Here is a 21373-nt window from a genome sequence, read left to right on the forward strand (position 1 = left end):
AATTTATTATTTAATTATTAAAAAATATAAAAATACTATTATAGAAAGAACTATCCTATATTTTCCAAAAATTATAAAGTCGTTTTTTTGTACGTAAGAAATAAATTTCTTTATTACTATATAAGCAACTATAAAAGATAAAATCATTCCTATAAGAATTAAAATCCATTCGTATCCTGAAAATCCTGAAACATTTTTTACAACTTTTAAAAGTGTGGCTCCTAGCATGGTTGGAATTGCCAAAAAGAATGAAAATTCTGCACTGGCAGATCTTGAAAGTCCCAAAATCATTGCACCAATTATTGTTGCAGCAGATCTTGATGTTCCTGGAATCATGGCTAAAACTTGAAAACATCCTATAAAAAATGCAGTTTTATAAGAAATTAGGGAAAGATTATCAACTCTTTGTCTATTTTCATTTTTATTTTTCTTCTCAAGTAAAATTATTCCAATACCCCAAACAAAAAGCATAAGGGCAACTACCATTGGATTAAATAAATAAGCATCGATTATATCATCTAACAATAATCCCAATACTCCTGCAGGAATAACCCCAATTATTACTCTTTTCCAAAGATCCATTGTTTCTTTGTGAGGGTGGCTTAACCTGTAATAAATTTTTGATTGACCATTTAGCTTTTCATAATTTTTTGGAAAATATTTTTTAGTTTTTTCCAAATCCCAAGGGTTTAATTTCCTAAAATATAAAACTACTACTGATAAAATTGCTCCCAATTGAATAATTACATTAAAAGCATTGGCAAATTTTTCTGGTTCAAGTTTTACAAATTCATTTACCAAAATCAAGTGCCCAGTAGATGAAACTGGTAAAAATTCGGTAACCCCTTCTACTATTGAAAGGATAAATACCTTTAACAAATCTAATATCATTTTTCAAATTCCTCCAAGAATGAATGTTTTTCTCCCTTTATTTGATATCCCAAGACCATATCGCAATTTACATTTTCTGCTGACCTTAGGATTGATTTTTCTACATTTGGTATATCTTCTTTTAAATCCTCTATAAGATTTTTTATTTTTTTTCTTGTATAAGACTCACTTTTTTTTGTAACAGTACAAGCACAATTTAAAGCATCTAATCCCGCATAATCACGCCAAGCTATTACATCTTTTTCTTCTATAAAATACATGGGTCTTATAAGCTCCATTCCATCAAAATTTTGGGCCATAAGTTTTGGCTTCATTGTTTTATAGTTTCCAGCATATAAAACATTCATCAAGGTTGTTTCTATTGCATCGTTCATGTGATGACCCAAGGCAACTTTATTGCAGCCAAGCTCTTTTGCCTTGGCATACAAAAATCCCCTTCTCATCCTTGCACACATATAGCAAGGATAGTCTCCAGAAATTTTCTCGCTAATTTCAAAAACATCCGAATCAAAAATTTGGGCTGGAATATTTAAATATTTTAAATTTTTCTCCAACAAATCCCTGTTTTCCTTATCATAACCTGGATCCATACAAATATATTCTACTTCAAAATTTACCTTTGAATGTTTGTGCAATTCTTCTACAAGTTTTGCAGTTAAAAGTGAATCTTTTCCACCAGAAATAGCACAGGCCACCTTGTCGCCTTCATTTATTAATTCATATTTTTTTACGGCTTTTACAAATTTTGACCAAATTTCTTTCCTATATTTTTTTATAATCGATCTTTCAATTTCTACTAATTCCATCATAACTCCACTATGCTTGAAGGTGCATGTCTTTTTGCAACTTCTAGTTTTATATCTCTACTTGTGTCTAGGCCACAGGATTTTAGGTAATTATCTACAGTTATTTTGCAAAGTTCTTCTGAATTATTTGTTTCTGATAAGTGGGCAAGAAAAATTTTTTCATTTTTCCCTTGTAGGGCATCTGCCAAAAATTTTGCCGATTGGTCATTTGATAAGTGCCCCATTTTTCCCATAATCCTAACTTTCATTGGATAGGTATAAGGCCCCCTTTTTAAGGCATCAAGGTCGTGGTTAGCCTCAAAATAATAAACATCAGATCCCTTTATTTCATTTAAAATCCTATCATCAATTATTCCCGTATCGGTTAAAACCGTAATTTTTTTATTATCCAAATACAAAATAAAACCAACAGGCTCATTTGCATCATGGTGGATTGAAATTGGAAAAATATCAAAAGAATTAAAGTTCAAAAAGGAATTTGACCTAAAAATTTTAATATTTTCTTCTTTCAATTTGCCTGCATTTTTTATAAAAGAAAGCCAGGTTCCCTTATTTGCATAAATTGGAATATCATACCTTCTACTTATAACTCCTGCCCCTTTTACATGGTCCATGTGTTCATGAGTTAGAAAAATCGCATCCAAATCACTTGGATTTTCACCAATTTGGGATAAAAGATTTTCAATTTTTCTTCCAGAAAATCCACAATCAATCAAAATTTTTGATCCCTTGTGCTCAACAAAAACAGAATTTCCCGAAGATCCTGAAGCTAGAGAGCAAAATCTACTCATAATACTTCCTATCTTTTTAAAAAATTTTAACATAAAAATATGTAAGATTTTAAAAAAATCTTACATAAATAACTAATCATATAATACTGGTTTTGTGCCTTTTTTCAATTTACTTATCAAAAAATATTTTTTCCAAAATATTAGAAACTCCATCTTGGTCGTTTGAATAAGCTGAAACTATATCAACCATTTCCTTTACACTTTCTCTTCCATTTTGGCAGGTTGCTGAAAGGCCAGATATACTTAACATGGTCTTATCGTTATTTGAATCTCCAATAGTTAGGGTATTTTTTATATCAATATTTAAATAATGGCAAAGTCTTTGAAGGGCTTGTCCCTTATCAGCTTTTTTATTTAAAACTTCAAAAACTTCTGGGACATTTCTAACTGTTTGGTAGGTCTCTAATAACTTTTTGTTATAATTTTTCTCAAAAATATCCAAAACTTCCCCATCACCTGTAATAGAAATCCTATCTACACTTTGGTTTTTATTTGATTCATCAAATTTTTCGATTGGCATTTTTAATATTTTTGATTCAAAGGCAAAGTGCTCATTTATTTTTTCGCTGTTAGAGTATAAATTATATTTATTGTAAATTCCAATTTGCATCTTATCATTGATTATATTTTTTAATTTAAAATAATCATCCATTGACAAAACTTCTTTAGAAATATCTGATTTATCCTTATTTTTTATAATAAGAGAGCCTGTATTAGTGATGGAATAATCATCATCTGCAAATAAGGATAAGTCATCAAGAATCCAAGAAAACCCACCTACAGGCCTTCCTGTGGCAATCGTAATATAAATTCCCTTATCCCTTAATTTTCTTATAGTTTCAATATTTTTTCTTGAAACTTTTTTATCAGAATTTAAAAGAGTTCCATCAAGATCTATGGCTACAAGTTTTATATTATTATTCATATCCCCTCCTAAATTATCTATAGGCTTATTCTATCATATAAATTTATATAATATAAAAAATAAGCCTTATATCAAGGCTTAGACTGTTGATAAAGTACACAAATCCTCATGCTAAGAATATCATACGGAAAAAATTGATTTGATCTCAAATTTAAAAATCCGTTAAAAATCGCACTATTCGAGCGTTAGCGAGTTTGCGATTTTAGAATTTTTAAATTTAGAAATCAACAATTTTTGCAGTCAGATATTCGTGCTTGAGGGTTTGTCTACGTTCTGAGCCTTATATCAAGGCATAAAATTTTCTATTAATTTATTCTTATCAGAAATTTCTTTTTCTATATTATTATAGTAATCTCTTAAATTTCTCTCGTTCCTATATTTTTTCCCATTCATCAATTTAGAATTCGCATTCATGCCAAGGCCTATTATATTTTCTAGCTCTTCATTTATCAAAATATTATATCTTTGGGCAGTATTCCCTTTTTCATAACCTACATTTTCCAAATTTCCTATTATATTTTTTTGCCTATAAAGATAATAAGGTTTGTAGGAATTTTCTTTAGTAAATTTTTCTATATCCTTTGAGATTTTTATAGCCTCATTAATATCACCATTTATATTTTCTTCAAAATATTTTGACCCAACTTTTTGAGCTAAGGCGTGAAAGGTAAGGTTGTCTGGCTTTAAGTCCTTTAAAATTTCAAAATTTTTCTTAAAACTTTCCCTATTTTCACCAAAAAGTCCAATTATAAAATCCATATTTATAATAAAGCCCAAATCTTTGGCATATTGGTAAATTTTTATAAAGTTTTCAAAATCAATTGGCCTATTTACATTTTCCAAAACATTTTTTGAAAAAGTTTGGGGATTAAGGGAAATTCTTCCTACATTTTTTTCCTTAAACAAGTCTAATTTTTTAAAATCTAAGGTGTCTTCCCTGCCAGCTTCCAAGGTAAATTCATCAAAAGTAAATTTTTCGTTTAATAAGGACAAAATCCTATCCAAATCTTTAAGAGATAAATTTGAAGGAGTCCCTCCTCCTAGATAAATTGTATCTAATTTTTTATCTAAGTTTATCCCTTTTATTTCTTTTAATAAAAAATCTACATATTGATTTTTATCTACTATGTTTGACACAATAGTAGGATAGGAACAATATTTACACCTTTGAGGGCAAAAGGGAATATTTATATAAAGGTTAAAAGAATTTGGGTTAAATGTTAACCTATCTTGACTTTCTTTTACATTTTTTAAAAGATTAATTTTTTCATCACTTACTTTATAAATATTTTTTAAATCTTCTAGACTGTGATTTTTTAGAAGTTTTGACGGTTTTGATCCTGTCAAAATCCCCCAAGGAGGAGATTTTTTCAATTCATCTTTAAAAATTTCAAATAGAATTTCTTTTAATTTCAAATTTGAATCAAAAAAGTAAGACTTATCTTTTGTAGTAATAAGTCCATTTTTAATTGAAATATCCTCATTTTCTCCTACAAAAGAAAAGTCTTTTTTGTCATAAAAAATATTTAAAATGTCATATACAATTTTTCTTAAATTTTCATTTTCTAAGTATATTTTCATATTTCTTTAACTATTTTCCTAGCCCAATTTTGATCTATCATGTCTGTGTTTTTTATGTCTATAAAGGGAATATATTTTTCATACAAGCTCTCATACAAATCGTCAATAAAGGGCATCTTAAATTTTCCTTCTTTAGTGTTTATAATAAATTCATTGTCCTTATAATAAATTTTTAAAATACTTTCCCTATCAAATTTAAAATCTGGACTTTGGATTAGGACAAGTTTCATTATTTCAACTATATTGTCGATTTTTCCATCATTAAAAATAGAAATTTTTTCTTTCAAGTCCTTATCATCTTGGCACATTCTTATCAAGAAATCTCCTGCCTTATTCTTGTTAAACTTATCCAGAAGTTTCAAAGAAGACTTAAAGGCAAGTTGGTTTCTTTTTTGAGCAAATTTGGGGTCATTTACAAACATTAATTTTTTGTCATTATCTGTGTAAACATATCTGTAGTTTAATTTAAATAATTTTTTACAAGAAGGACATTCTACAAGGCCAATATTTTCTAAAAACTCTTTATCATTTATAGAAAAAACTGCTGTAGGCAAGGATTTTGTAAAATTTTCCCCACAAGATGGGCAGGATAATTTAAAATCCTTGTTTCTAGTATCTATTTTTGTATTTTTTTTTAAATATTCCAAAAATTCATCAAGGGATGAAAATACCAAATCTGCCTGACTTTTTATAAGGTCTGAATCATCAAGGTCAATTATCAAAACAACCTTAGCCCCGCTTGCCTTTGCTGCCTTTACTCCTGCCAAAGAATCTTCAATAACATAAGTTTTATCCTTATCAGCCCCCAATTTTTCCATAGCCAAATTAAAAATTTCTGGGTCAGGCTTTCCCTTTGTTATATCATCTGATGAAACTATTTTTTCAAAATAATCTCTCACACTTTCCTTATCAACGAAAAAATCTATTCTTTTTCTTGAAGATGAAGAGGCTAGGGCGATTTTTTTCTCATTTTCTTTTAAATATGTCAATAAATTTATCAGCCCTGGTTTTTTTATACAATAATCAATTTCGCCAAAGCGTTTATCTCTTAAAGCATTCAAATCTTTCCTGACCCTAATTGCCTTATCATAATCCATAGAAAAATTTTCTACCATATAGTCTATAGCTTCCTTGTCTTGTTTTCCTGATAAGTTTAATTTATCATTTATATCAAAATGAAAGCCTTCTTTTTTACTAATTTCAATCCAAGTACTGTAATAAATTTTCTCGGTATCAAAAAGAGTCCCGTCCATGTCAAAAACAAAATAATCCATATTAAAACTCAATTAAATTTAATCCCAAATCTTCGTCATAAAGTCTATTGATTTGCCCATCAATAATTGTTACAAAAATTTCTGCTGTCAAAGAAATAATAGCCTCGTTTAAATGACCACCAATAGCAGATCCTGGAATTTGTCCTTTTTGGGCATTATCCTCTACCCTTCCACAAGTTATATGAAAGTGGGTATAAAGCTTCCCATCTTTATTTGAAATATTTCCACAAAGATTTGCAATTTCCAAATCTTCTTCATATTTTTTTATATTATAATCCTTAGTTTTTGGATCAAAAAGACCAACCTCAAGATTATCTGTAGCACCAATTCCTGTCAAAAAGCCTGCCTTAACATTTTCTTTTTCAAGAATTTCCCTAACAGATTCCACAAGCTTGTCGCCTTTTTTTAATCTAATAACTAACTTATCACCAAATCTTTTATAAAGCATAAAAAAATCCTTTCATTTTTCCTTTTAACTTAAACATTCTTTAAACATTATACCCAAATAAAAGATAGTTGTTGATTTTTAAAATTAAATTTTTTATTTTTAGTTTTTAATTTTGAAATAAATTATTTTATTAAGTTAATTCTTCGTAATGTTAGGGCGGAGGAAATGGGGGAGTTTCGATTCTCCCCCTTTTTCCTCCCCCTAACGACCCCCTCTTTTTTGCCCCCCTGCAACCGACCATTGCATGGAGCTTTTATTGTAAGAAGCTTCGCTTCTTTCAAGTTTTTAGGGTTTAATCACTATTTAAAAATAATTATAAATTCTAGTGAATTATTAGAGACAAATTGTTTTAACCTTAATGATTTATTTTTTCCATTTTAATTAACTTTGAATTTATTTTAGGTTTTTATTTTTATTAAATTTGGCTAATCAAATTAAAAATCGAAAGAAACGAAGTTTCTTTCTAATTTTTGCTCCCTGCAAGGGCCGGTTAAGGGGTTATAAAGATGGGGGTTCTTAGGGGATATAATTAGCTTAAAATTGTGCCAGTGGTACAATTTCAATAATTATACCGCGGACTTTATTCGTAGTTTTAATTTGAAATCGAATTTTGATTTAAGATTTTTTTAAATTTTAAAATTAAGTTAGCGTGGAAAAAGGGGACAATCGGAAGTCCCCTGTTCCTTCCGCCCTAAGTTTACGAAGTATTAAATAATTATAAAAATAAAATCTAAGATTAAAAACAAAAAATCAGCATTTAAAAAAGGACTATTTCTAGTCCATTTTTACTCTTTTTGCAACTGCAATTGCAAATATACTTGCAACTATTACTGAAATTATTCCGTTTATTGAGGAAACTCCAAGTTTTTGCACAACTTCTACCATATTTGCTTCAAATGATAAGCCCATAGCTACTTTATTTTTTATAAATGTATACAATAAATAAAGTACTATATAGGTTACTTGTCCGCATAAGCCTGCAAGGGCAGCTCTTAATTTTTCATTTTTCATTTTTACCTTATGAAAAACCAAACCTGCCACAAATCCCATCATAAATTTATTTATAAAAGTAAATGGAGCTGATGCGAAATAAAGTGGATTTGTTAGGTCAAAAATTGCAGATCCCAATCCTGCAGCAAGACCACCAAGTCCTGGTCCTAAAATTATTCCTCCTAAAAGACAAAATACATTTCCCAAATGAAATCTTGTATCTCCCATTGGAGTTTTTAATGGAATTTGGAAAAATGCTGAGAAAATAAAAACTAAGGCGATAAAAAGTCCTGTATATGTAATTTTTTTTGTAGTTAATTTGTTCATAACCCCTCCCAATAAATTTATTATTACTTTTTCATTATATAGTATATTTAAAATTGTGTAAATATATCATTTTCCCCAAGAATTTTTTTATAAATATACAAAAGTTTAAGTCTTTATTTTCAAAATATTTCTTGTAAAATATTAAATGTAACATGGGTTACAGAAATAAAATATTTTTTTTAATATAATGAATTTAAAATAAGAAAAGGAGTTTTAAATGAGTGAATTTTTAGGACCAATACATTATATGATGTATGATAAGATAAAGTTTCAAGATAAGATTACAAATTTTCTTTTGGATGGAAATACAAAAGAAATAGACGAAAAAATTGTCCCTGTTTCAACTGATAATTTAGAAAATCTAATTGACCAAGAAAATATTCACGGTTGGCTTGATTCAAAAATTGCTGTTGTTGAAAACAGACTTGCCTTTGCAATAAAAAATAGTCAAAATACCAAGGAAAAATTATTTGAATTTGGAAAAAAACAGGCTGAAGGAAAAAATTTCTCTGATTATAATGAAATTTTCCAAGATTTAAATACCATGCTTCTTGATGGTATGCCATGTGATAATGGTCTTTCTGCAACAATTGATGAAAATGGCGACTTATTTTTAATTACAAATGTAAATACCCACGAAAAATATTTCGAGGATTTTATAAATCCAGAAGATTCTCTTTCAAATACTTGTGAGGGCGGCCACAGCCACGACCACCATGAGGCTTTTGAAGTTAATAAAAATGGTTTTGAATTAAAGGAAGAAATTTCACCTTATCACGAATATAGGTATGAATTTTTGAAAGGATATTTTGAAAATTCCCCTTACGGAGTAGACCTTGTTGGTGGAATTAATTATAGAATTTATAAAAAATAAAATAATAATAAAAGTATATAATTTTATTTAAAAGTAACTAGGGGTGTTTATGCAAGTAGAAAAGATAATTGAAAAATTAAAGGCTGATCCTAGAAATAAAACTTACACCAAAAGAGGAATTGGGCCAATTTTTCAGTTTAATAAAAATGCTAAAATTTTAATAATTGGTCAGGCTCCCGGAAAAAAAGTCGAAGAGAGTGGAATTTTATTTAATGATAAGAGCGGGGAAAACTTAGTTGATTGGCTAGGTATAAGTATGGATACCCTCCACGGCGAAAATTTTTCAATAATTCCCATGGATTTTTATTATCCAGGTAAGGTAAAAAGTGGTGACAAGGCTCCAAGAAAATTTATAGCAAAAGAATACCACTCTCTCCTACTTGAAGGGCTTAAAAATATAAATTTAACAATATTGATAGGTGCCTATGCACAAAAGTTTTACCTTAAAGATGATTTTAAGAAAAACCTAACAGAAACAGTAAGAAATTTTAAAGATTACCTGCCAGAATACTTTCCCCTAGTCCATCCAAGTCCCTTGAATAATAGGTGGATGGCTAAGAATAAGTTTTTTAAAGATGAAACCCTGCCAGAGCTAAAAACAATTATCCAAGAAATAATTTAAATTTTTATAGGATAAGAATTAATGCTAATTATATATAAGGAGGCTTTATGAAAAAATTAAGCGCAAATATTTTAGATGGTAAATTCGAACACTTGCTTGATGAGGATAAACTACAAATTACCCACCTTCAAATCAAACAAGGTGAAGAAGTCCCAAGTCATAAGTCAGATAAAAGTGTAGTAGTTGTAATTTATAAGGGCAAGGTTGATTTTACTGGAGAAAATGGAAATGAGATTATAGTTCCTGGTAATATAATAACTATGGAGCCTAATGAAATGCACGCTTTAAAGGCAATCGAAGATAGTGATTTGATGGTTATAAAAGCAAAAATTTAATAAAATTTTTAAATAAAAAAGGATGTTGCAAAATGCTTACCCCTTTCAAAATAATCATAAAAAATTTATGATTGTAAGACGGTAGTAATTCATATTTTGCAACATCCGCTTTTTTTATTTCTTTTTCTTTTTAATTTTCAATTTTTTTCCTCTTCCAAATAGTTTATTTGTTGAATAATTTAGGATATTTTTCTTGTAAACTCTCGCTGCAATTATATACATTAAAACAATTCCGACTAACAAAATAATTAGTGAAATCATCCCTTGGAAAAGACTTGCATTTTCGTAAATTAATCTCATTGGCATGAAAAATGTTGATAAGAATGGGATGTAGGATAGGATTTTTATAAATAAATTTGGCTCGCTTCCTACAAAGGATGTGGAAATGAAATAGCAAAACATTATTATTAGCATAATTGGGGTTGCCATTTTTCCAGCATCTTCTTGTTTTTGTACCAAAGATCCAAGCATAGCTGAAAGGATTATATATAAAATCAATCCCAAAACCATAAATAAAACTATTTCAAAAACCAAGTTGGTGTTTATTCCCTTGAATAAATCTGAAATATTTATATCTAGCATTGATATTATCTTATCATAAAAACCTGTAAATTTAATTACTGCAAATCCCACAAGTCCCAAAATTACATATATGCCAAAATGAACGAGCATGGCAAGGATTGTTCCAAAAATTTTTCCTGCCATATAGGTTCCCGCCTTAACTGATGAGAAAATAAATTCTAGCATTTTTGATCCCTTTTCTATGGCTATATCTTGCATTATTATTTGTGAGTAAAAAATCAAGACAAAATACATTATGAAAATTGTAGCAAAAAGGGCGAACATATTTCCTGGATTTTTTAAATTGTCTTTTATTTCGTGAAGATTTACCTCAGGTTTTTGGCTAATTATGGCATTTTGCTTGGCATCTATATTTGAATTTTTCAAATTTTCTTTTCTTTGCATATTCTCTGCCAAAGAATTTATGACAAGCATAGGAGTCCTTGCAGTTGTGTCCCCATAATAATTAAAATTTAAAACCCCATCTTTATTTTTCACTTCAAGGTAAGCTGAAATCTCCTTATCATCAAGGGCTTTTTTGGCCTCATTTTTTTCCTTAAATTCAAAATCTACCATAGGATTATTTTGGAAGTTTTTCTTATATTTTTCTTCTGTAACTACTGCAATTGTGTCTGGAGTTTTGGTTGAATAAGAAATGTAGGAAATTATTCCAATAACTACTGCCATAATAAAAGGCATCAAAACCATAACCCAAAAAGTAGGAGTTTTAAGATGTTTTTTTAGAGTATCGGTAGATACAGTCATAAACCTATTCATTTTCTTCCACCTTTCTTGCAAAAATTTCATTTAATGTTGGAGGTGATTGGTCAAAATATGGTACGAAACCAATATTATCGACAATTTTTTTGAAAATTACCTTAGCATAGTCCTCATCTTTTAAAATAAAGGTCCACTTACCCCCGTCTTGAGAAATCATTTCAATATTTTCATCATTTAAGAAAAATAAATCTTCACTTGATTCAACCACAAGTTTTTTTCTCTCGTAAGAATTTCTAATTTCTTGAGGAGAACCATTTAAAACTATGTTTCCCTTTTTAAGCATGATCAATTTTTGGCAAAGACTTTCCACATTTTCCATATTATGAGATGAAAACATAATTGTCGTTCCCTCTTTGTTTACATCTTTGATTATTTTTTCCAAAAGTCTGATGTTATATGGGTCAAGGCCTGAAAAAGGCTCATCCAAAATTACAAATTCCGGCTTATAGATTAAAGCACAAAGAAGTTGGACCTTTTGTTGGTTTCCTTTGGAAAGCTCTTTGATTTTTGATGATAATTTCCCATCAATTTCAAAATAATCAAACCATTCCTTTAATTTTTGGTCAGAAATATTTTTCATTTTATTTAATTTTGCAAAATATCTTATTTGGTCTTCTACTTTTCTTTTAGGATCTAGAGACCTTTCTTCTGGCAAAAAACCGATTTTTTCCAAAGGAACTTTTGAAAAATTTTTGCCATTATAAGTAATACTGCCCTCATATTTTGAATAAAAGTTCATTATACACCTAAAAAGTGTAGATTTTCCTGCACCATTTTGGCCTATAACTCCAAAAAGTTCCCCATCTTTTACTTCAAAATCTATTTTTTTTAAAGCATCAAGATCGCCAAAACTTTTTTTAAGTCTTTCTACTTTTAGCATAAATACTCCTTATTTTTTTTACCTATTTATAATTATTTTACCATATAAAATACAATAAAAAAAAGATAAGAGACTATGACTTATCTTTTTCATATTTAATAAATTTTAAAATTTCAAAATCAATAGAATTAATTAAAATCGCAACCAAAACCCCAACTAGGGTATCCAAGACCCTATTTACTGCAAAATCAATGGCTCCAAAATCTTCTCCTGCATGATTAATTGATACAGATGCCAAAACTATACACATTATAGAAATCGCATTAGGCTTTTCAAATGATGAGACTAGCCAAATCAAAAATGCCATAATCACAGAAAGCAAAAAATATTCTTCTATCTCATTTGTAAGATTTTTCTTTACAAATAAAAGATACAAAAATCCAACAAAACCACCAATAAAAGTGCCCAAAATCCTATTTAAACCAATATTAATAGATCCATTTACATCATTTTTTGTACAAATTATTGCAGCAATAGCCGAATAAAAGGGAAGGGCATGAGCCGACCTAAAATGAGATAAAGTAAAGGCCAAAAAAACTGCTAGGGAAGTTTTGAAAATTCTTTGCCCTGGTTTTTTAAATTTCATACTCCAAGCCTGTCAAATAAAAAGTCAAAAAATGTTTGGTCATTTAGCCTATTTGCCACATATTTTTTATTTTTAGAAGAAATTTCACTAATAGCTCCCCTATCAAAATCTTCATTAACCTTGATTGATTTTTCTTCAAAAATAAAGGCTTGAGGTTTTACTACCATGTAAAGCAAGATAGCAGCCTTCAATTCCCTTTCATTTTTTGGATAAATTTTATAAATTTCCTTTATCTTATTTAAAACTGGGTCAGTAGAATTTTTTTTCAAAATCTCATCAGGCAAGGACAAAGAGTTTGAAAGGTCTATTGGTAAAATAAAAGTTTCAATTTTTTCTTTCAAAACAATATTTGCAGCCTTTGGATCTGTAAAAAAATTAAATTCTGATGACTTGGTAATATCACCTGATGAAAAATTTGATCCTAAAATAAAAATATGGTCAATATAGTCTACAAAATCATCATATTTTTCTATAGCTTTTCCTATATTTGTAAGAGGACCTGTTGCAATGATATCAAGCCTTCCGCAGTCTTTTGCCAAATTATAAAGAAAATCTTCAGGATCTTCTTCTGACAAGTAGTCATCTTCTTTATCAAAAATCACAGAATTTTCTCCCCTAGTCAAAATCTCTTGATTTTTTAAATTAAAAGATGAGCCCTGGCAAATTGGCAAAATCAAATCTTCCATACAAGTCATAGACAAAATATTTAAAGCGGCACTTTTTGCATCCATAAAAGAATTTACAGAAGAAATCCCAACGATTTCAAACTCATTAGAATTAAAAGCAAGCTTTAACATCAAAATTTCTGACAAACTAAAATTAGTATCTATATAAACAAATGGTTTTTCCTTTTCCATAATTCACTTCCTTTTATAAAAATTATACTAATATAAAGGAATTTTTCTATTGATAAAATTTAAGGATTAAAGAAATAAAAAAATTATTTGAATTACTAAAGAAATCAAAAATTAAAATATAAATAAAACAAAAGAGATCTCTCCGCTCACTTCGTTCGGTCGAGATGGGTAATGTGTAAATATAGCTTTAAGCTAAAGTTTAAATTGTAAGATTAGATTTTCTTAAATATTTAAACTAAATAATTAAATATATAACTATAATTTACAAATTGAAAAATTAAGAATTTAAAAAAATAAAAATATCCTTCAGTACTAAACCCAATCCCAAAATCACCCATCTCGAGCATAGCCGAGAGATCTCATAAGTTAAATAAGGCTAAAGTTTCAAAAATTCTTTGAATAATTGTAGAAATAAAAGTCAAAAAATAAAACAATGAAAAGAGATCTCTCCACTCACTCCGTTCGGTCGAGATGGGGAATTTGTATATATAGTTTTAAGATAAAGTTTTAATTATTGCCAAATTCTCATTAAATATTAACTCAATAATTAAATATAAAAATAAAAATTTAAAGAATCAAATAAAATATCCTTCAGAAATATACTCAATCCTAAAATTACCCATCTCGAGCAGATAAATATGCCTTGATTTGCCATATTTATCCCTAAAACTATTGGAAAACACGAAAAAGCTTGCAAAACAATTTAGTTTTAGTATCCGAGAGATCTCATAGCTTAAATTTATAAGATAAATTCTACATCTTAGAGAAATAAAAAATAGGCTAATAAACTTAGCCTATAAAAATTAATTATTATTTAACCAATTAATAGCACATGTCAAAAATAAGCCTACACCTATTGGCATTGCCTCTTCTGAAAAATCAACCTTTGGATTGTGGTGGGAATAATCATTTCCTGGGACTTTTGAATTTAGTAGGAAATAAACTGTAGGAACTTTTCTTGAAACAAAGGCCATATCCTCACTTGCCATTAGCCTTTCACCAGAAATCATTTCAATATCAGATGATTTTTCTACATATTCAACAAGCTCTTTTGTAAGGTCTGGATCTGAATAAAGTGAAGGTACTGAAGCAAAATATTCCAAATTAACTTCACATTCACTTGCCTTTGAAACTCCTTCTACAATTTCATCAATTCTTTTCAATAATTTTTCCCTAATTTCTGGGTCATAAGTTCTCATTGTTCCTTGTAAAATTGCTATATCAGGAATAATATTTGAATTTGAACCTGAAGAAAATTGTCCAAAAGTTAAAGTTGTGTGCTTAGAAGGATCTGCATCACGACTTATAAGTTGATTAAATTGTTGGTAGATCATAACTCCTGCATTAATAGGATCTTTTGTTGTGTGAGGATAACCACCATGTCCTCCTTGACCCTTAATTGTAACTTTAAAATTATCGCAACTTGTTGCCATATATCCTGGATAATAAGAAATAGATCCTGCCTCATGAGTTAGGTTTGTGTGAAGGGCAATTGCTACATCAACCCCATCAAGTACACCTTCTTCAATCATCATCTTTGATCCCTTAAAAATTTCTTCGGCAGGTTGGAACATAAATCTTACCTCGCCCTTAAAATCTTTTTTATGCTTTGCTAATAATTTTGCACTAATAAGACCAATTGATGTGTGAAGGTCGTGTCCACAAGTGTGGGCTACCCCCTTATTTTTTGATGAAAAATCTAGACCACTTTCCTCATCCATTGGAAGAGCATCCATATCTGCCCTAATTAAAATTCTTTTACCAGGACCCTTTTCTCCTTTGATAGTAGCTTGAACTCCACTTTCTCCAACTTCCTTTATTTCAGCCCCGATTTCTTTTAAATTTTTTATTACAAATTCCTTAGTTTGAGGTAAGACTAATCCTAATTCTGGATTTTCGTGAATATTTCTACGATTTTTAACTAATTCATCTTTTAATTCTTCTGCTTCTTTAAAATAATTTGTCATAATATCATCCTTTCTTTAAAATACAAAAAGCTTTCTTAAAAAACTTTTTGCTAGCAATAAAAAAGACATAATAATGAAATTTTTATTCCTTAATATTTATACCCTATTTTTTTCTTTTAATAAAAAAACTATATCCTTAATTTTTTCGATTATTTTAATATGGTTCGCCTATATAATAGTTTGATAAAATACAAATTATCTAAATATTTATAAAAAAATAAACAAATTTTGCGAATATTTACAAATTTTTATTTATAATATAAAATTGTATTTAAAGAATTTTAGGAGGGAAAAATGAAAAAATTTTTAAAAAGAAAAGGAATAAGCTTATCGGCAAAAGTTTATTTTATTGATGCCTTAGGATCAATGGCCTTTGGGCTTTTCGCAACACTTTTGGTAGGGACAATCTTAAATACAATTGGAAACTCTTTTGGAATTGACTTTTTATCTAAAACTATCTGGCCCCTTGCCCAAGAAGCAACCGGCCCTGCAATAGCAGTTTCAATTGCCTACGCCTTAAATGCTGACAGATTAATTTTATTTTCATCAACAATAGTAGGGCTTGCCGCAAACAAATTGGGTGGACCTATGGGAGTTTTTATAGCAACACTTTTTTGTGTAGAAATTGCAAAATTAGTTTCAAAAGAAACAAAAATTGATATAGTTTTGACCCCAATTGTTACAGTTTTAGTTGGAGTAATGATTGCAAATTTAGTTGGCCCATTTATCCAAACACTCATGACAAAAATCGGAATTATAATAATGGATGCAACTAAACAAAAACCCTTTATCATGGGAATAATTGTATCAGTAATAGTTGGAATAGTTTTAACACTTCCAATTTCATCAGCTGCTCTTTGTATGACCATAAGCCTTTCAGGCCTTGCTGCAGGAGCTGCAACAATTGGTTGTTGTTGCCAAATGATTGGCTTTGCAGTAACTTCATTTAAAGAAAACAAAACCCAAGGCTTAATTGCCCAAGGACTTGGAACAAGCATGTTGCAAATGCCAAACATAATGAGAAATCCAAAAATATTAATCCCACCAACACTTGCATCAGCAATACTTGGACCATTTTCAACAATAATTTTTAAACTAGAAAATTCTCCAATAGGAGCCGGAATGGGAACATGCGGTTTGGTAGGACAAATCTCAACCTTCACAGCAATGAGCACTGTCCCATTTTTTAAATTATTATCGGTAGTAATCTTAATGCACATAATCCTTCCAGCCATAGTTTCTTTGATAATTTATTATTTTGTAAGAAAAATAGGCTGGATAAAAGATGGAGATATGAAGTTGGATTTTTCTAAATAAGATATTTTAAGCAAAAAATAGACTATGCATTTAATACATAGTCTATTTTTATTTGTCATTTTCTATATCACCTATCAAATTATTTACATCAGATAAATCTAAAAATGTCACAAAATTTAAGATATTTGCAAGTGCTTTTGCTATTTTATATTTTGGGCTTTTTTTGTTCTTATTTTTATTTTTATTAGCCTGATAAATTGCACACAAAACTGCACATATAGTTAAGATAATAAAAACTAAATCTATCATAGTCTAATTTTTATTTTTCCCTGCAAATTTTTTAAAGCAAAAATATACAAGGGCAAAAGCAAGGTAGGTTATACTTGCATTTGTATTATAAAATTCAATATCTAAGATTAGATTTAAAATTAAAGTTATAAGAAAAATCAAACCCATTACTGATAAAGTTTCATTTAAAGGATTTTTCATGAATAATCTCCTTTCATTTTTTGTATAAACATTCTTATTAAGAGCTTACCCGATATGAGCTTGATTAAACTTTTGATTTTTGGAGTATTATTTTTTGTGAAATTAAAAAACGTGCACACTGGCACGTTTTTAAGCTAATTAACGCTAACTTATCACTCGTTTTTTAATAAACTAGCATAAAGATTTATTTTGCAGAATTTTCCTTCTTCGTTCTATTCCGCGGGATAAATATAAAAAACGTGCCACGGGCACATTTTTAAGCTAATTAACGCTAACTTATCACTCGTTTTTTAATAAACTAGCATAAAGATTTATTTTGCAGAATTTTTCTTCTTCGTTCTATTCCGCGGGATAAATATTAAAAACGTGCCACCGGCACGTTTTTAAGCTATTTATCTAATCTTGATCACTGTATTGTTTTAGTTTTCCTAGGGCTTGGTTTTCTATTTGTCTGATTCTTTCTCTTGATAAGGAATAGATTGTTCCTATTTCTTCTAGGGTTTTTGGTTTTTCGTTATCTAGGCCATACCTGTAGATTATTATTTGTTTTTCTCTATCTGACAATTGGTCTAGGGCCTTCATTAGGAAATCTTCCATATCTTTTTTTAGGATTTGATCGTCTACTGGGATTGAATCATCTCCTACCATATCCATTAGCTCATCACCTGTTGAGTCTTCTGAGTCTAAATTTATATTTAGACTTGTAGAATTTACTTGATTTCTGTTTATTAGGAATAAATCATCAGCTTGTTTTTTGTCAATTCCTTCTTGTTTTAAAATCTTGTATAATTCTTCTTCGCTTGCTTCTGGATTTGCCTTTAATATTTGTTTTAGTTTGTTTAATTTCAAATATTTTCCAGCTGGTATTCTTATTGTGTGACCTTCTTTGTTGATTGCTTTTCTTATAGCCTTGTCAATCCATTTATAGGCGTAGGTTGTAAATTTGTATCCTAAGGTCAAATCAAATTTTTCGGCAGCTCTAATCATTCCAAGCATGCCTGATTGGACCAAGTCTTCTAGTTCAAGGTCGTTTCCGTGTGAGCGATAAAAGTATGAAGCCCTACTTCTTACAAGTCCTTGGTTTTTGTCTACCAAGGCTCCAAGGGCATTTTGGTTTCCTTCTTGAAATTGTTCTACAATTTGCTCGTTTGTTAAGTCGGAAAGCCTTATTATATCACTTCTTTTTTTTGCCACTAGGGAGTTTTTTATTTTGTGTATATTTTCTTCTTCGTCATCTTCTAATTGTTCATCTTCTAAGTATTGGTCAAATTCTTCTTTTTCGTCTTCTGCTAGGCTTTTATATAATTTTTCTGCCTCTTTTTGATCAATATCTTCTTCGTCAAAGAAATCCTTAAATTTTTCAAAGATTTCTTCATCATTAAAATTTATTTTATCCATATAACCACCATAAATTTGGTCTGCCTAAGCAGCCAAGTTCTTATAAAAATGATTTGAATTTTTATAAATTGAATTTATCTACCTTTACCATTTATTTTTCCAAGTCTTTTTTTATATCATCAAGTTTTTTTATTATATGATCTGATAAGGGAAATTGCTTGAAATTATTTGAAAAGTCTTTTTTTTGACTTCTTTTTATTTTTACCCTTTTGTTTAAAAGATCATTCCTAAGCTCAAGGGCAGTAATCCTACTTGCTCCTCTTTCAAAGGCAAGTGATTGGACTTGCCCATCGTCGGTTACAACTTTTACATTGTGGCGACGTGCGTGTTGGTTGGTCATTTTTTCGATGTAGGTGTCAGCTGTTTGAAATTTTTTGGTATAGACAATCTCTACTCCTAATTTTTCAAATATATTTTCTTTTTCACCATCAGAATTATAGGCATCAAAAACTACTACAACTTTTTCATTTGAAAGGGAAGCATATTCTGCCATCTCGTCTATTAATTTTTCACGAGCAAGCTCTAGGGAATTTTCTTTTATATGATTTAAGTCAGGCCAAGAGTTTATTATGTTATAGCCATCAACATAGGTTATATTTTTTTTAGTTAAAGCCATTTTGTCTTAGACTTTCATAGATTGCGATTGCACTTGCTACCGATGCGTTTAATGAATTTATTTTGCCAAGCATGGGTATTTTTATTAGTCCATCGCAATTTTCTCTTACAAGTCTTGAAAGTCCCTTTCCTTCATTTCCAACAACTAGGGCGATTTTTCCTGTAAGATCTGTTTGGGTAATATCTCCATCAGCCTCTCCTGCTAGTCCATATACCCAAAAATTTTCTTCTTTTATTTCTTTTATGGCCCTATTTATATTTTTAACCATGGCTATATCTATGTTGTTGATTGCTCCTGCACTTGTCTTATATACTGTTGAATTTACTTTGGCAGACCTTCTTTCTGAAATAATTATTCCATCAAATCCAAAAGCCTCTGCACTTCTAATTATTGCACCAAGATTGTGAGGATCTTCTATTTGATCTAAAATCATTAGTCTTTTCTTATCTTTTAAATCATCAAGGTCCTTGTATTTGTAATCTTCTACCTCGATTTCAACACCTTGGTGGTTGCCAGAAATTTTTGAAAAATAATCCTTGTCTTCAAAAAATATTGGCACATTTTTATCTTCTAATTTATTTATAATCTTATCGATTAACTTGTGATTTTTACCCTTGTTATCAAGGATGTGGGCTTTTTTTATATTTTCACCTGCATCAATAGTTTCAAGTACAGATTTTCTTCCATATATGCTTGCCATTATTTAAGCTCCCACTTGGTTCCTTCTCTGGTATCTTTGATTATAATTCCCATATCAGAAAGTTTGTCACGAATTTCGTCAGCTTTTGCAAAGTCTTTTGCCTTTTTAGCTTCTTTTCTCTCATCAATTAGTTTATTTATCAAATCTTCATCAAGGGAATCGTCTGTTTTTTTCCTATTTTCTATACCAAGTACATCTTCAAGTTTTATAAATAAAGCTCTAGTTTTTTCTACAAATTCTTTTGAAGAATTTTCATCAAGTTTGGTATTGGCAAATTTTGAAATTTCAAATAATACTGTAAGGGCATCTGCAGTGTTTAAATCATCATCCATTACTTTTCTAAAATTATTTTCAAAATTATCAAGCTCTTTTACCAAGTCTTTTTCTTCATCTTTTAAATTTCCACTTGCTTTTTCTAAAAGATCATCCATCCTAAATTTGGCATTGTTTAATCTTTCTAGGGAATTTTTGGCTTGTTCTATTATTTCTCTTGTGAAATTTATTGGAAGTCTATATCCCGCAGATAGGAGCCAAAATCTTACAACCATTAGGTCGTATTCTTTTTTAATATCGTGGAGGGTAAAGAAATTTCCCAAAGACTTGCTCATTTTGGTTCCATCAACTTGGATCATGCCGTTGTGCATCCAATAATTTGCAAATTTTTTGCCTGATCTTGTTTCTGATTGGGCAATTTCATTTTCGTGGTGAGGAAATTGTAAATCTTCTCCCCCAGCATGAAGGTCGATTGTCTCTCCCAATAATTTTTTGCTCATGGTTGAACATTCTATATGCCAGCCCGGTCTACCCTTGTCCCAAGGAGAATCCCAAGAGATTTCCCCTTCTTTTTTTGTTTTTTTCCAAAGGGTAAAATCCATAGGATTTCTTTTTTTGCCCTTGTCCTTATCATCTAATCTGTTTGATGCGCCTTCTCTTAAATCTTCAATCTTTTTTCCTGAAAGATGGCCATAATCTTTTGCTTTTGAAATATCAAAATAAACATCTCCATCAGATTCGTAAGCACAATCCTTATCCACCAATTCTTTTACAAAATCTATAATATCATCCATAGTTTCTGTAGCTTTTGGGTGGATGGTATGCTCTTCGTCAAGATTTAAATCTTTTGCATCATCCATATAAGCTTTTATATACTTATCTGTAACTTCCTTAGTTGATATATTTTCTTTTATGGCCTTATTTATGATTTTATCGTCAACATCTGTAAAATTAACAACGTATTTTACGTCGTTGCCAAGATATCTTAAATATCTTCTCATTGTATCAAAAATTACCAAAGGACGAGCATTTCCTATGTGCATATAATCATAAACAGTTGGGCCGCATACATACATTCTTACCTTATTTTCATCGATTGTTTTGAAATCTTCTTTTTTTCTTGTGAATGTATTATATATTTTCAT

The 21373-nt window shown here is 29.6% G+C and carries 23 protein-coding genes; 4 read left to right on the forward strand and 19 right to left on the reverse strand.

All coding sequences use genetic code 11. From position 1 onward, the window contains the following. Nucleotides 1-6: 6 nt before the first annotated feature. The 8 genes from CJ192_RS06325 to CJ192_RS06360 all read right to left on the reverse strand — a co-directional run bounded on the left by CJ192_RS06325 (nt 7) and on the right by CJ192_RS06360 (nt 8033). Nucleotides 7-891 (reverse strand): undecaprenyl-diphosphate phosphatase, encoded by an 885-nt coding sequence (locus CJ192_RS06325; protein ID WP_102198178.1) that lies wholly within the window; start codon nt 889-891, stop codon nt 7-9. After that, nucleotides 888-1697, reverse strand: coding sequence for a tRNA 2-thiocytidine biosynthesis TtcA family protein (locus tag CJ192_RS06330; RefSeq protein WP_102198179.1), 810 nt, complete (start codon nt 1695-1697; stop codon nt 888-890). Before CJ192_RS06330 ends, CJ192_RS06325 begins: the two co-directional genes overlap by 4 nt. Beyond that, nucleotides 1697-2488, reverse strand: a complete 792-nt coding sequence (locus CJ192_RS06335) for an MBL fold metallo-hydrolase (RefSeq protein ID WP_102198180.1) — start codon at nt 2486-2488, stop codon at nt 1697-1699. Before CJ192_RS06335 ends, CJ192_RS06330 begins: the two co-directional genes overlap by 1 nt. Nucleotides 2489-2597: 109 nt before the next feature. Beyond that, nucleotides 2598-3413, reverse strand: coding sequence for a Cof-type HAD-IIB family hydrolase (locus CJ192_RS06340; RefSeq protein ID WP_102198181.1), 816 nt, complete (start codon nt 3411-3413; stop codon nt 2598-2600). Nucleotides 3414-3698: 285 nt separating this feature from the next. Continuing rightward, complete coding sequence (gene hemZ, locus CJ192_RS06345) at nt 3699-4994, reverse strand: coproporphyrinogen dehydrogenase HemZ (protein WP_102198182.1); 1296 nt, start codon at nt 4992-4994, stop codon at nt 3699-3701. Further along, nucleotides 4991-6268 (reverse strand): HAD-IA family hydrolase, encoded by a 1278-nt coding sequence (locus tag CJ192_RS06350; protein WP_102198183.1) that lies wholly within the window; start codon nt 6266-6268, stop codon nt 4991-4993. Before CJ192_RS06350 ends, hemZ begins: the two co-directional genes overlap by 4 nt. Nucleotide 6269: 1 nt before the next feature. Continuing rightward, the gene (locus tag CJ192_RS06355) at nt 6270-6716 is read right to left on the reverse strand and encodes a PPC domain-containing DNA-binding protein (protein ID WP_102198184.1); all 447 of its coding nucleotides are present in this window, start codon (nt 6714-6716) and stop codon (nt 6270-6272) included. 774 nt (nt 6717-7490) lie between these two features. Then, nucleotides 7491-8033 carry an ECF transporter S component gene (locus CJ192_RS06360; protein WP_004816086.1) on the reverse strand — a complete coding sequence of 181 codons (543 nt, stop codon included), beginning with the start codon at nt 8031-8033 and terminating at the stop codon, nt 7491-7493. 217 nt (nt 8034-8250) lie between these two features. Between CJ192_RS06360 and CJ192_RS06365 the strand changes: the two genes are divergently transcribed. From CJ192_RS06365 to CJ192_RS06375, 3 genes are read left to right on the forward strand one after another with little or no spacing between them, the layout of a single operon-like run. Next, the gene (locus CJ192_RS06365) at nt 8251-8907 is read left to right on the forward strand and encodes a hypothetical protein (RefSeq protein WP_102198185.1); all 657 of its coding nucleotides are present in this window, start codon (nt 8251-8253) and stop codon (nt 8905-8907) included. A gap of 49 nt (nt 8908-8956) precedes the next feature. After that, nucleotides 8957-9529 (forward strand): uracil-DNA glycosylase family protein, encoded by a 573-nt coding sequence (locus CJ192_RS06370; protein ID WP_102198186.1) that lies wholly within the window; start codon nt 8957-8959, stop codon nt 9527-9529. 47 nt (nt 9530-9576) lie between these two features. Beyond that, nucleotides 9577-9864 carry an AraC family ligand binding domain-containing protein gene (locus CJ192_RS06375; protein WP_102198187.1) on the forward strand — a complete coding sequence of 96 codons (288 nt, stop codon included), beginning with the start codon at nt 9577-9579 and terminating at the stop codon, nt 9862-9864. Between the two features lie 114 nt (nt 9865-9978). Here CJ192_RS06375 and CJ192_RS06380 read toward each other — a convergent pair whose 3' ends face one another. The 5 genes from CJ192_RS06380 to CJ192_RS06400 all read right to left on the reverse strand — a co-directional run bounded on the left by CJ192_RS06380 (nt 9979) and on the right by CJ192_RS06400 (nt 15495). After that, complete coding sequence (locus tag CJ192_RS06380; protein ID WP_102198188.1) at nt 9979-11202, reverse strand: ABC transporter permease; 1224 nt, start codon at nt 11200-11202, stop codon at nt 9979-9981. Beyond that, a complete protein-coding gene (locus CJ192_RS06385) occupies nt 11195-12085 on the reverse strand; it encodes an ABC transporter ATP-binding protein (RefSeq protein WP_102198189.1) in 891 nt (296 codons plus the stop codon). The genes CJ192_RS06380 and CJ192_RS06385 overlap by 8 nt, the downstream gene beginning before the upstream one ends. A gap of 73 nt (nt 12086-12158) precedes the next feature. Beyond that, nucleotides 12159-12671, reverse strand: coding sequence for an FUSC family protein (locus CJ192_RS06390; protein ID WP_004816172.1), 513 nt, complete (start codon nt 12669-12671; stop codon nt 12159-12161). Beyond that, on the reverse strand, nt 12668-13528 hold the full coding sequence (locus CJ192_RS06395) for a nucleoside hydrolase (protein ID WP_102198190.1): 861 nt from the start codon (nt 13526-13528) through the stop codon (nt 12668-12670). Before CJ192_RS06395 ends, CJ192_RS06390 begins: the two co-directional genes overlap by 4 nt. Nucleotides 13529-14331: 803 nt before the next feature. Then, entirely contained in the window at nt 14332-15495 is a 1164-nt protein-coding gene (locus CJ192_RS06400) for a M20 metallopeptidase family protein (RefSeq protein WP_102198191.1), read from the reverse strand. Nucleotides 15496-15789: 294 nt separating this feature from the next. Between CJ192_RS06400 and CJ192_RS06405 the strand changes: the two genes are divergently transcribed. Further along, complete coding sequence (locus CJ192_RS06405; protein WP_102198192.1) at nt 15790-16812, forward strand: PTS sugar transporter subunit IIC; 1023 nt, start codon at nt 15790-15792, stop codon at nt 16810-16812. A 48-nt stretch (nt 16813-16860) separates the two neighbouring features. Here the strand turns inward: CJ192_RS06405 and CJ192_RS06410 are convergent, their stop codons facing one another. The 6 genes from CJ192_RS06410 to cysS form a co-directional block, all read right to left on the reverse strand. Next, nucleotides 16861-17061 carry a hypothetical protein gene (locus tag CJ192_RS06410; RefSeq protein WP_037376590.1) on the reverse strand — a complete coding sequence of 67 codons (201 nt, stop codon included), beginning with the start codon at nt 17059-17061 and terminating at the stop codon, nt 16861-16863. Between the two features lie 3 nt (nt 17062-17064). Further along, complete coding sequence (locus CJ192_RS09315; protein WP_180960894.1) at nt 17065-17241, reverse strand: hypothetical protein; 177 nt, start codon at nt 17239-17241, stop codon at nt 17065-17067. Between the two features lie 396 nt (nt 17242-17637). Then, a complete protein-coding gene (locus tag CJ192_RS06415) occupies nt 17638-18639 on the reverse strand; it encodes a sigma-70 family RNA polymerase sigma factor (protein ID WP_102198193.1) in 1002 nt (333 codons plus the stop codon). A 91-nt stretch (nt 18640-18730) separates the two neighbouring features. Continuing rightward, nucleotides 18731-19255 (reverse strand): NYN domain-containing protein, encoded by a 525-nt coding sequence (locus CJ192_RS06420; protein ID WP_102198194.1) that lies wholly within the window; start codon nt 19253-19255, stop codon nt 18731-18733. After that, a complete protein-coding gene (gene rlmB / locus CJ192_RS06425) occupies nt 19242-19955 on the reverse strand; it encodes a 23S rRNA (guanosine(2251)-2'-O)-methyltransferase RlmB (protein ID WP_102198195.1) in 714 nt (237 codons plus the stop codon). Before rlmB ends, CJ192_RS06420 begins: the two co-directional genes overlap by 14 nt. After that, nucleotides 19955-21373: a cysteine--tRNA ligase gene (cysS, locus tag CJ192_RS06430; protein WP_102198196.1), complete on the reverse strand. Its 1419-nt coding sequence runs from the start codon at nt 21371-21373 to the stop codon at nt 19955-19957. The genes rlmB and cysS overlap by 1 nt, the downstream gene beginning before the upstream one ends.

Source organism: Anaerococcus hydrogenalis, from assembly GCF_002871895.1.
Taxonomy (GTDB): domain Bacteria; phylum Bacillota; class Clostridia; order Tissierellales; family Peptoniphilaceae; genus Anaerococcus; species Anaerococcus hydrogenalis.

Excerpts from the sequence above, each read along its gene's own strand:
- CJ192_RS06325 (WP_102198178.1), bottom strand. The coding sequence starts at position 891 with ATGATATTAGATTTGTTAAAGGTATTTATCCTTTCAATAGTAGAAGGG.
- CJ192_RS06330 (WP_102198179.1), bottom strand. The coding sequence starts at position 1,697 with ATGGAATTAGTAGAAATTGAAAGATCGATTATAAAAAAATATAGGAAA.
- CJ192_RS06335 (WP_102198180.1), bottom strand. The coding sequence starts at position 2,488 with ATGAGTAGATTTTGCTCTCTAGCTTCAGGATCTTCGGGAAATTCTGTT.
- CJ192_RS06340 (WP_102198181.1), bottom strand. The coding sequence starts at position 3,413 with ATGAATAATAATATAAAACTTGTAGCCATAGATCTTGATGGAACTCTT.
- hemZ (WP_102198182.1), bottom strand. The coding sequence starts at position 4,994 with ATGAAAATATACTTAGAAAATGAAAATTTAAGAAAAATTGTATATGAC.
- CJ192_RS06350 (WP_102198183.1), bottom strand. The coding sequence starts at position 6,268 with ATGGATTATTTTGTTTTTGACATGGACGGGACTCTTTTTGATACCGAG.
- CJ192_RS06355 (WP_102198184.1), bottom strand. The coding sequence starts at position 6,716 with ATGCTTTATAAAAGATTTGGTGATAAGTTAGTTATTAGATTAAAAAAA.
- CJ192_RS06360 (WP_004816086.1), bottom strand. The coding sequence starts at position 8,033 with ATGAACAAATTAACTACAAAAAAAATTACATATACAGGACTTTTTATC.
- CJ192_RS06365 (WP_102198185.1), top strand. The coding sequence starts at position 8,251 with ATGAGTGAATTTTTAGGACCAATACATTATATGATGTATGATAAGATA.
- CJ192_RS06370 (WP_102198186.1), top strand. The coding sequence starts at position 8,957 with ATGCAAGTAGAAAAGATAATTGAAAAATTAAAGGCTGATCCTAGAAAT.
- CJ192_RS06375 (WP_102198187.1), top strand. The coding sequence starts at position 9,577 with ATGAAAAAATTAAGCGCAAATATTTTAGATGGTAAATTCGAACACTTG.
- CJ192_RS06380 (WP_102198188.1), bottom strand. The coding sequence starts at position 11,202 with ATGAATAGGTTTATGACTGTATCTACCGATACTCTAAAAAAACATCTT.
- CJ192_RS06385 (WP_102198189.1), bottom strand. The coding sequence starts at position 12,085 with ATGCTAAAAGTAGAAAGACTTAAAAAAAGTTTTGGCGATCTTGATGCT.
- CJ192_RS06390 (WP_004816172.1), bottom strand. The coding sequence starts at position 12,671 with ATGAAATTTAAAAAACCAGGGCAAAGAATTTTCAAAACTTCCCTAGCA.
- CJ192_RS06395 (WP_102198190.1), bottom strand. The coding sequence starts at position 13,528 with ATGGAAAAGGAAAAACCATTTGTTTATATAGATACTAATTTTAGTTTG.
- CJ192_RS06400 (WP_102198191.1), bottom strand. The coding sequence starts at position 15,495 with ATGACAAATTATTTTAAAGAAGCAGAAGAATTAAAAGATGAATTAGTT.
- CJ192_RS06405 (WP_102198192.1), top strand. The coding sequence starts at position 15,790 with ATGAAAAAATTTTTAAAAAGAAAAGGAATAAGCTTATCGGCAAAAGTT.
- CJ192_RS06410 (WP_037376590.1), bottom strand. The coding sequence starts at position 17,061 with ATGATAGATTTAGTTTTTATTATCTTAACTATATGTGCAGTTTTGTGT.
- CJ192_RS09315 (WP_180960894.1), bottom strand. The coding sequence starts at position 17,241 with ATGAAAAATCCTTTAAATGAAACTTTATCAGTAATGGGTTTGATTTTT.
- CJ192_RS06415 (WP_102198193.1), bottom strand. The coding sequence starts at position 18,639 with ATGGATAAAATAAATTTTAATGATGAAGAAATCTTTGAAAAATTTAAG.
- CJ192_RS06420 (WP_102198194.1), bottom strand. The coding sequence starts at position 19,255 with ATGGCTTTAACTAAAAAAAATATAACCTATGTTGATGGCTATAACATA.
- rlmB (WP_102198195.1), bottom strand. The coding sequence starts at position 19,955 with ATGGCAAGCATATATGGAAGAAAATCTGTACTTGAAACTATTGATGCA.
- cysS (WP_102198196.1), bottom strand. The coding sequence starts at position 21,373 with ATGAAAATATATAATACATTCACAAGAAAAAAAGAAGATTTCAAAACA.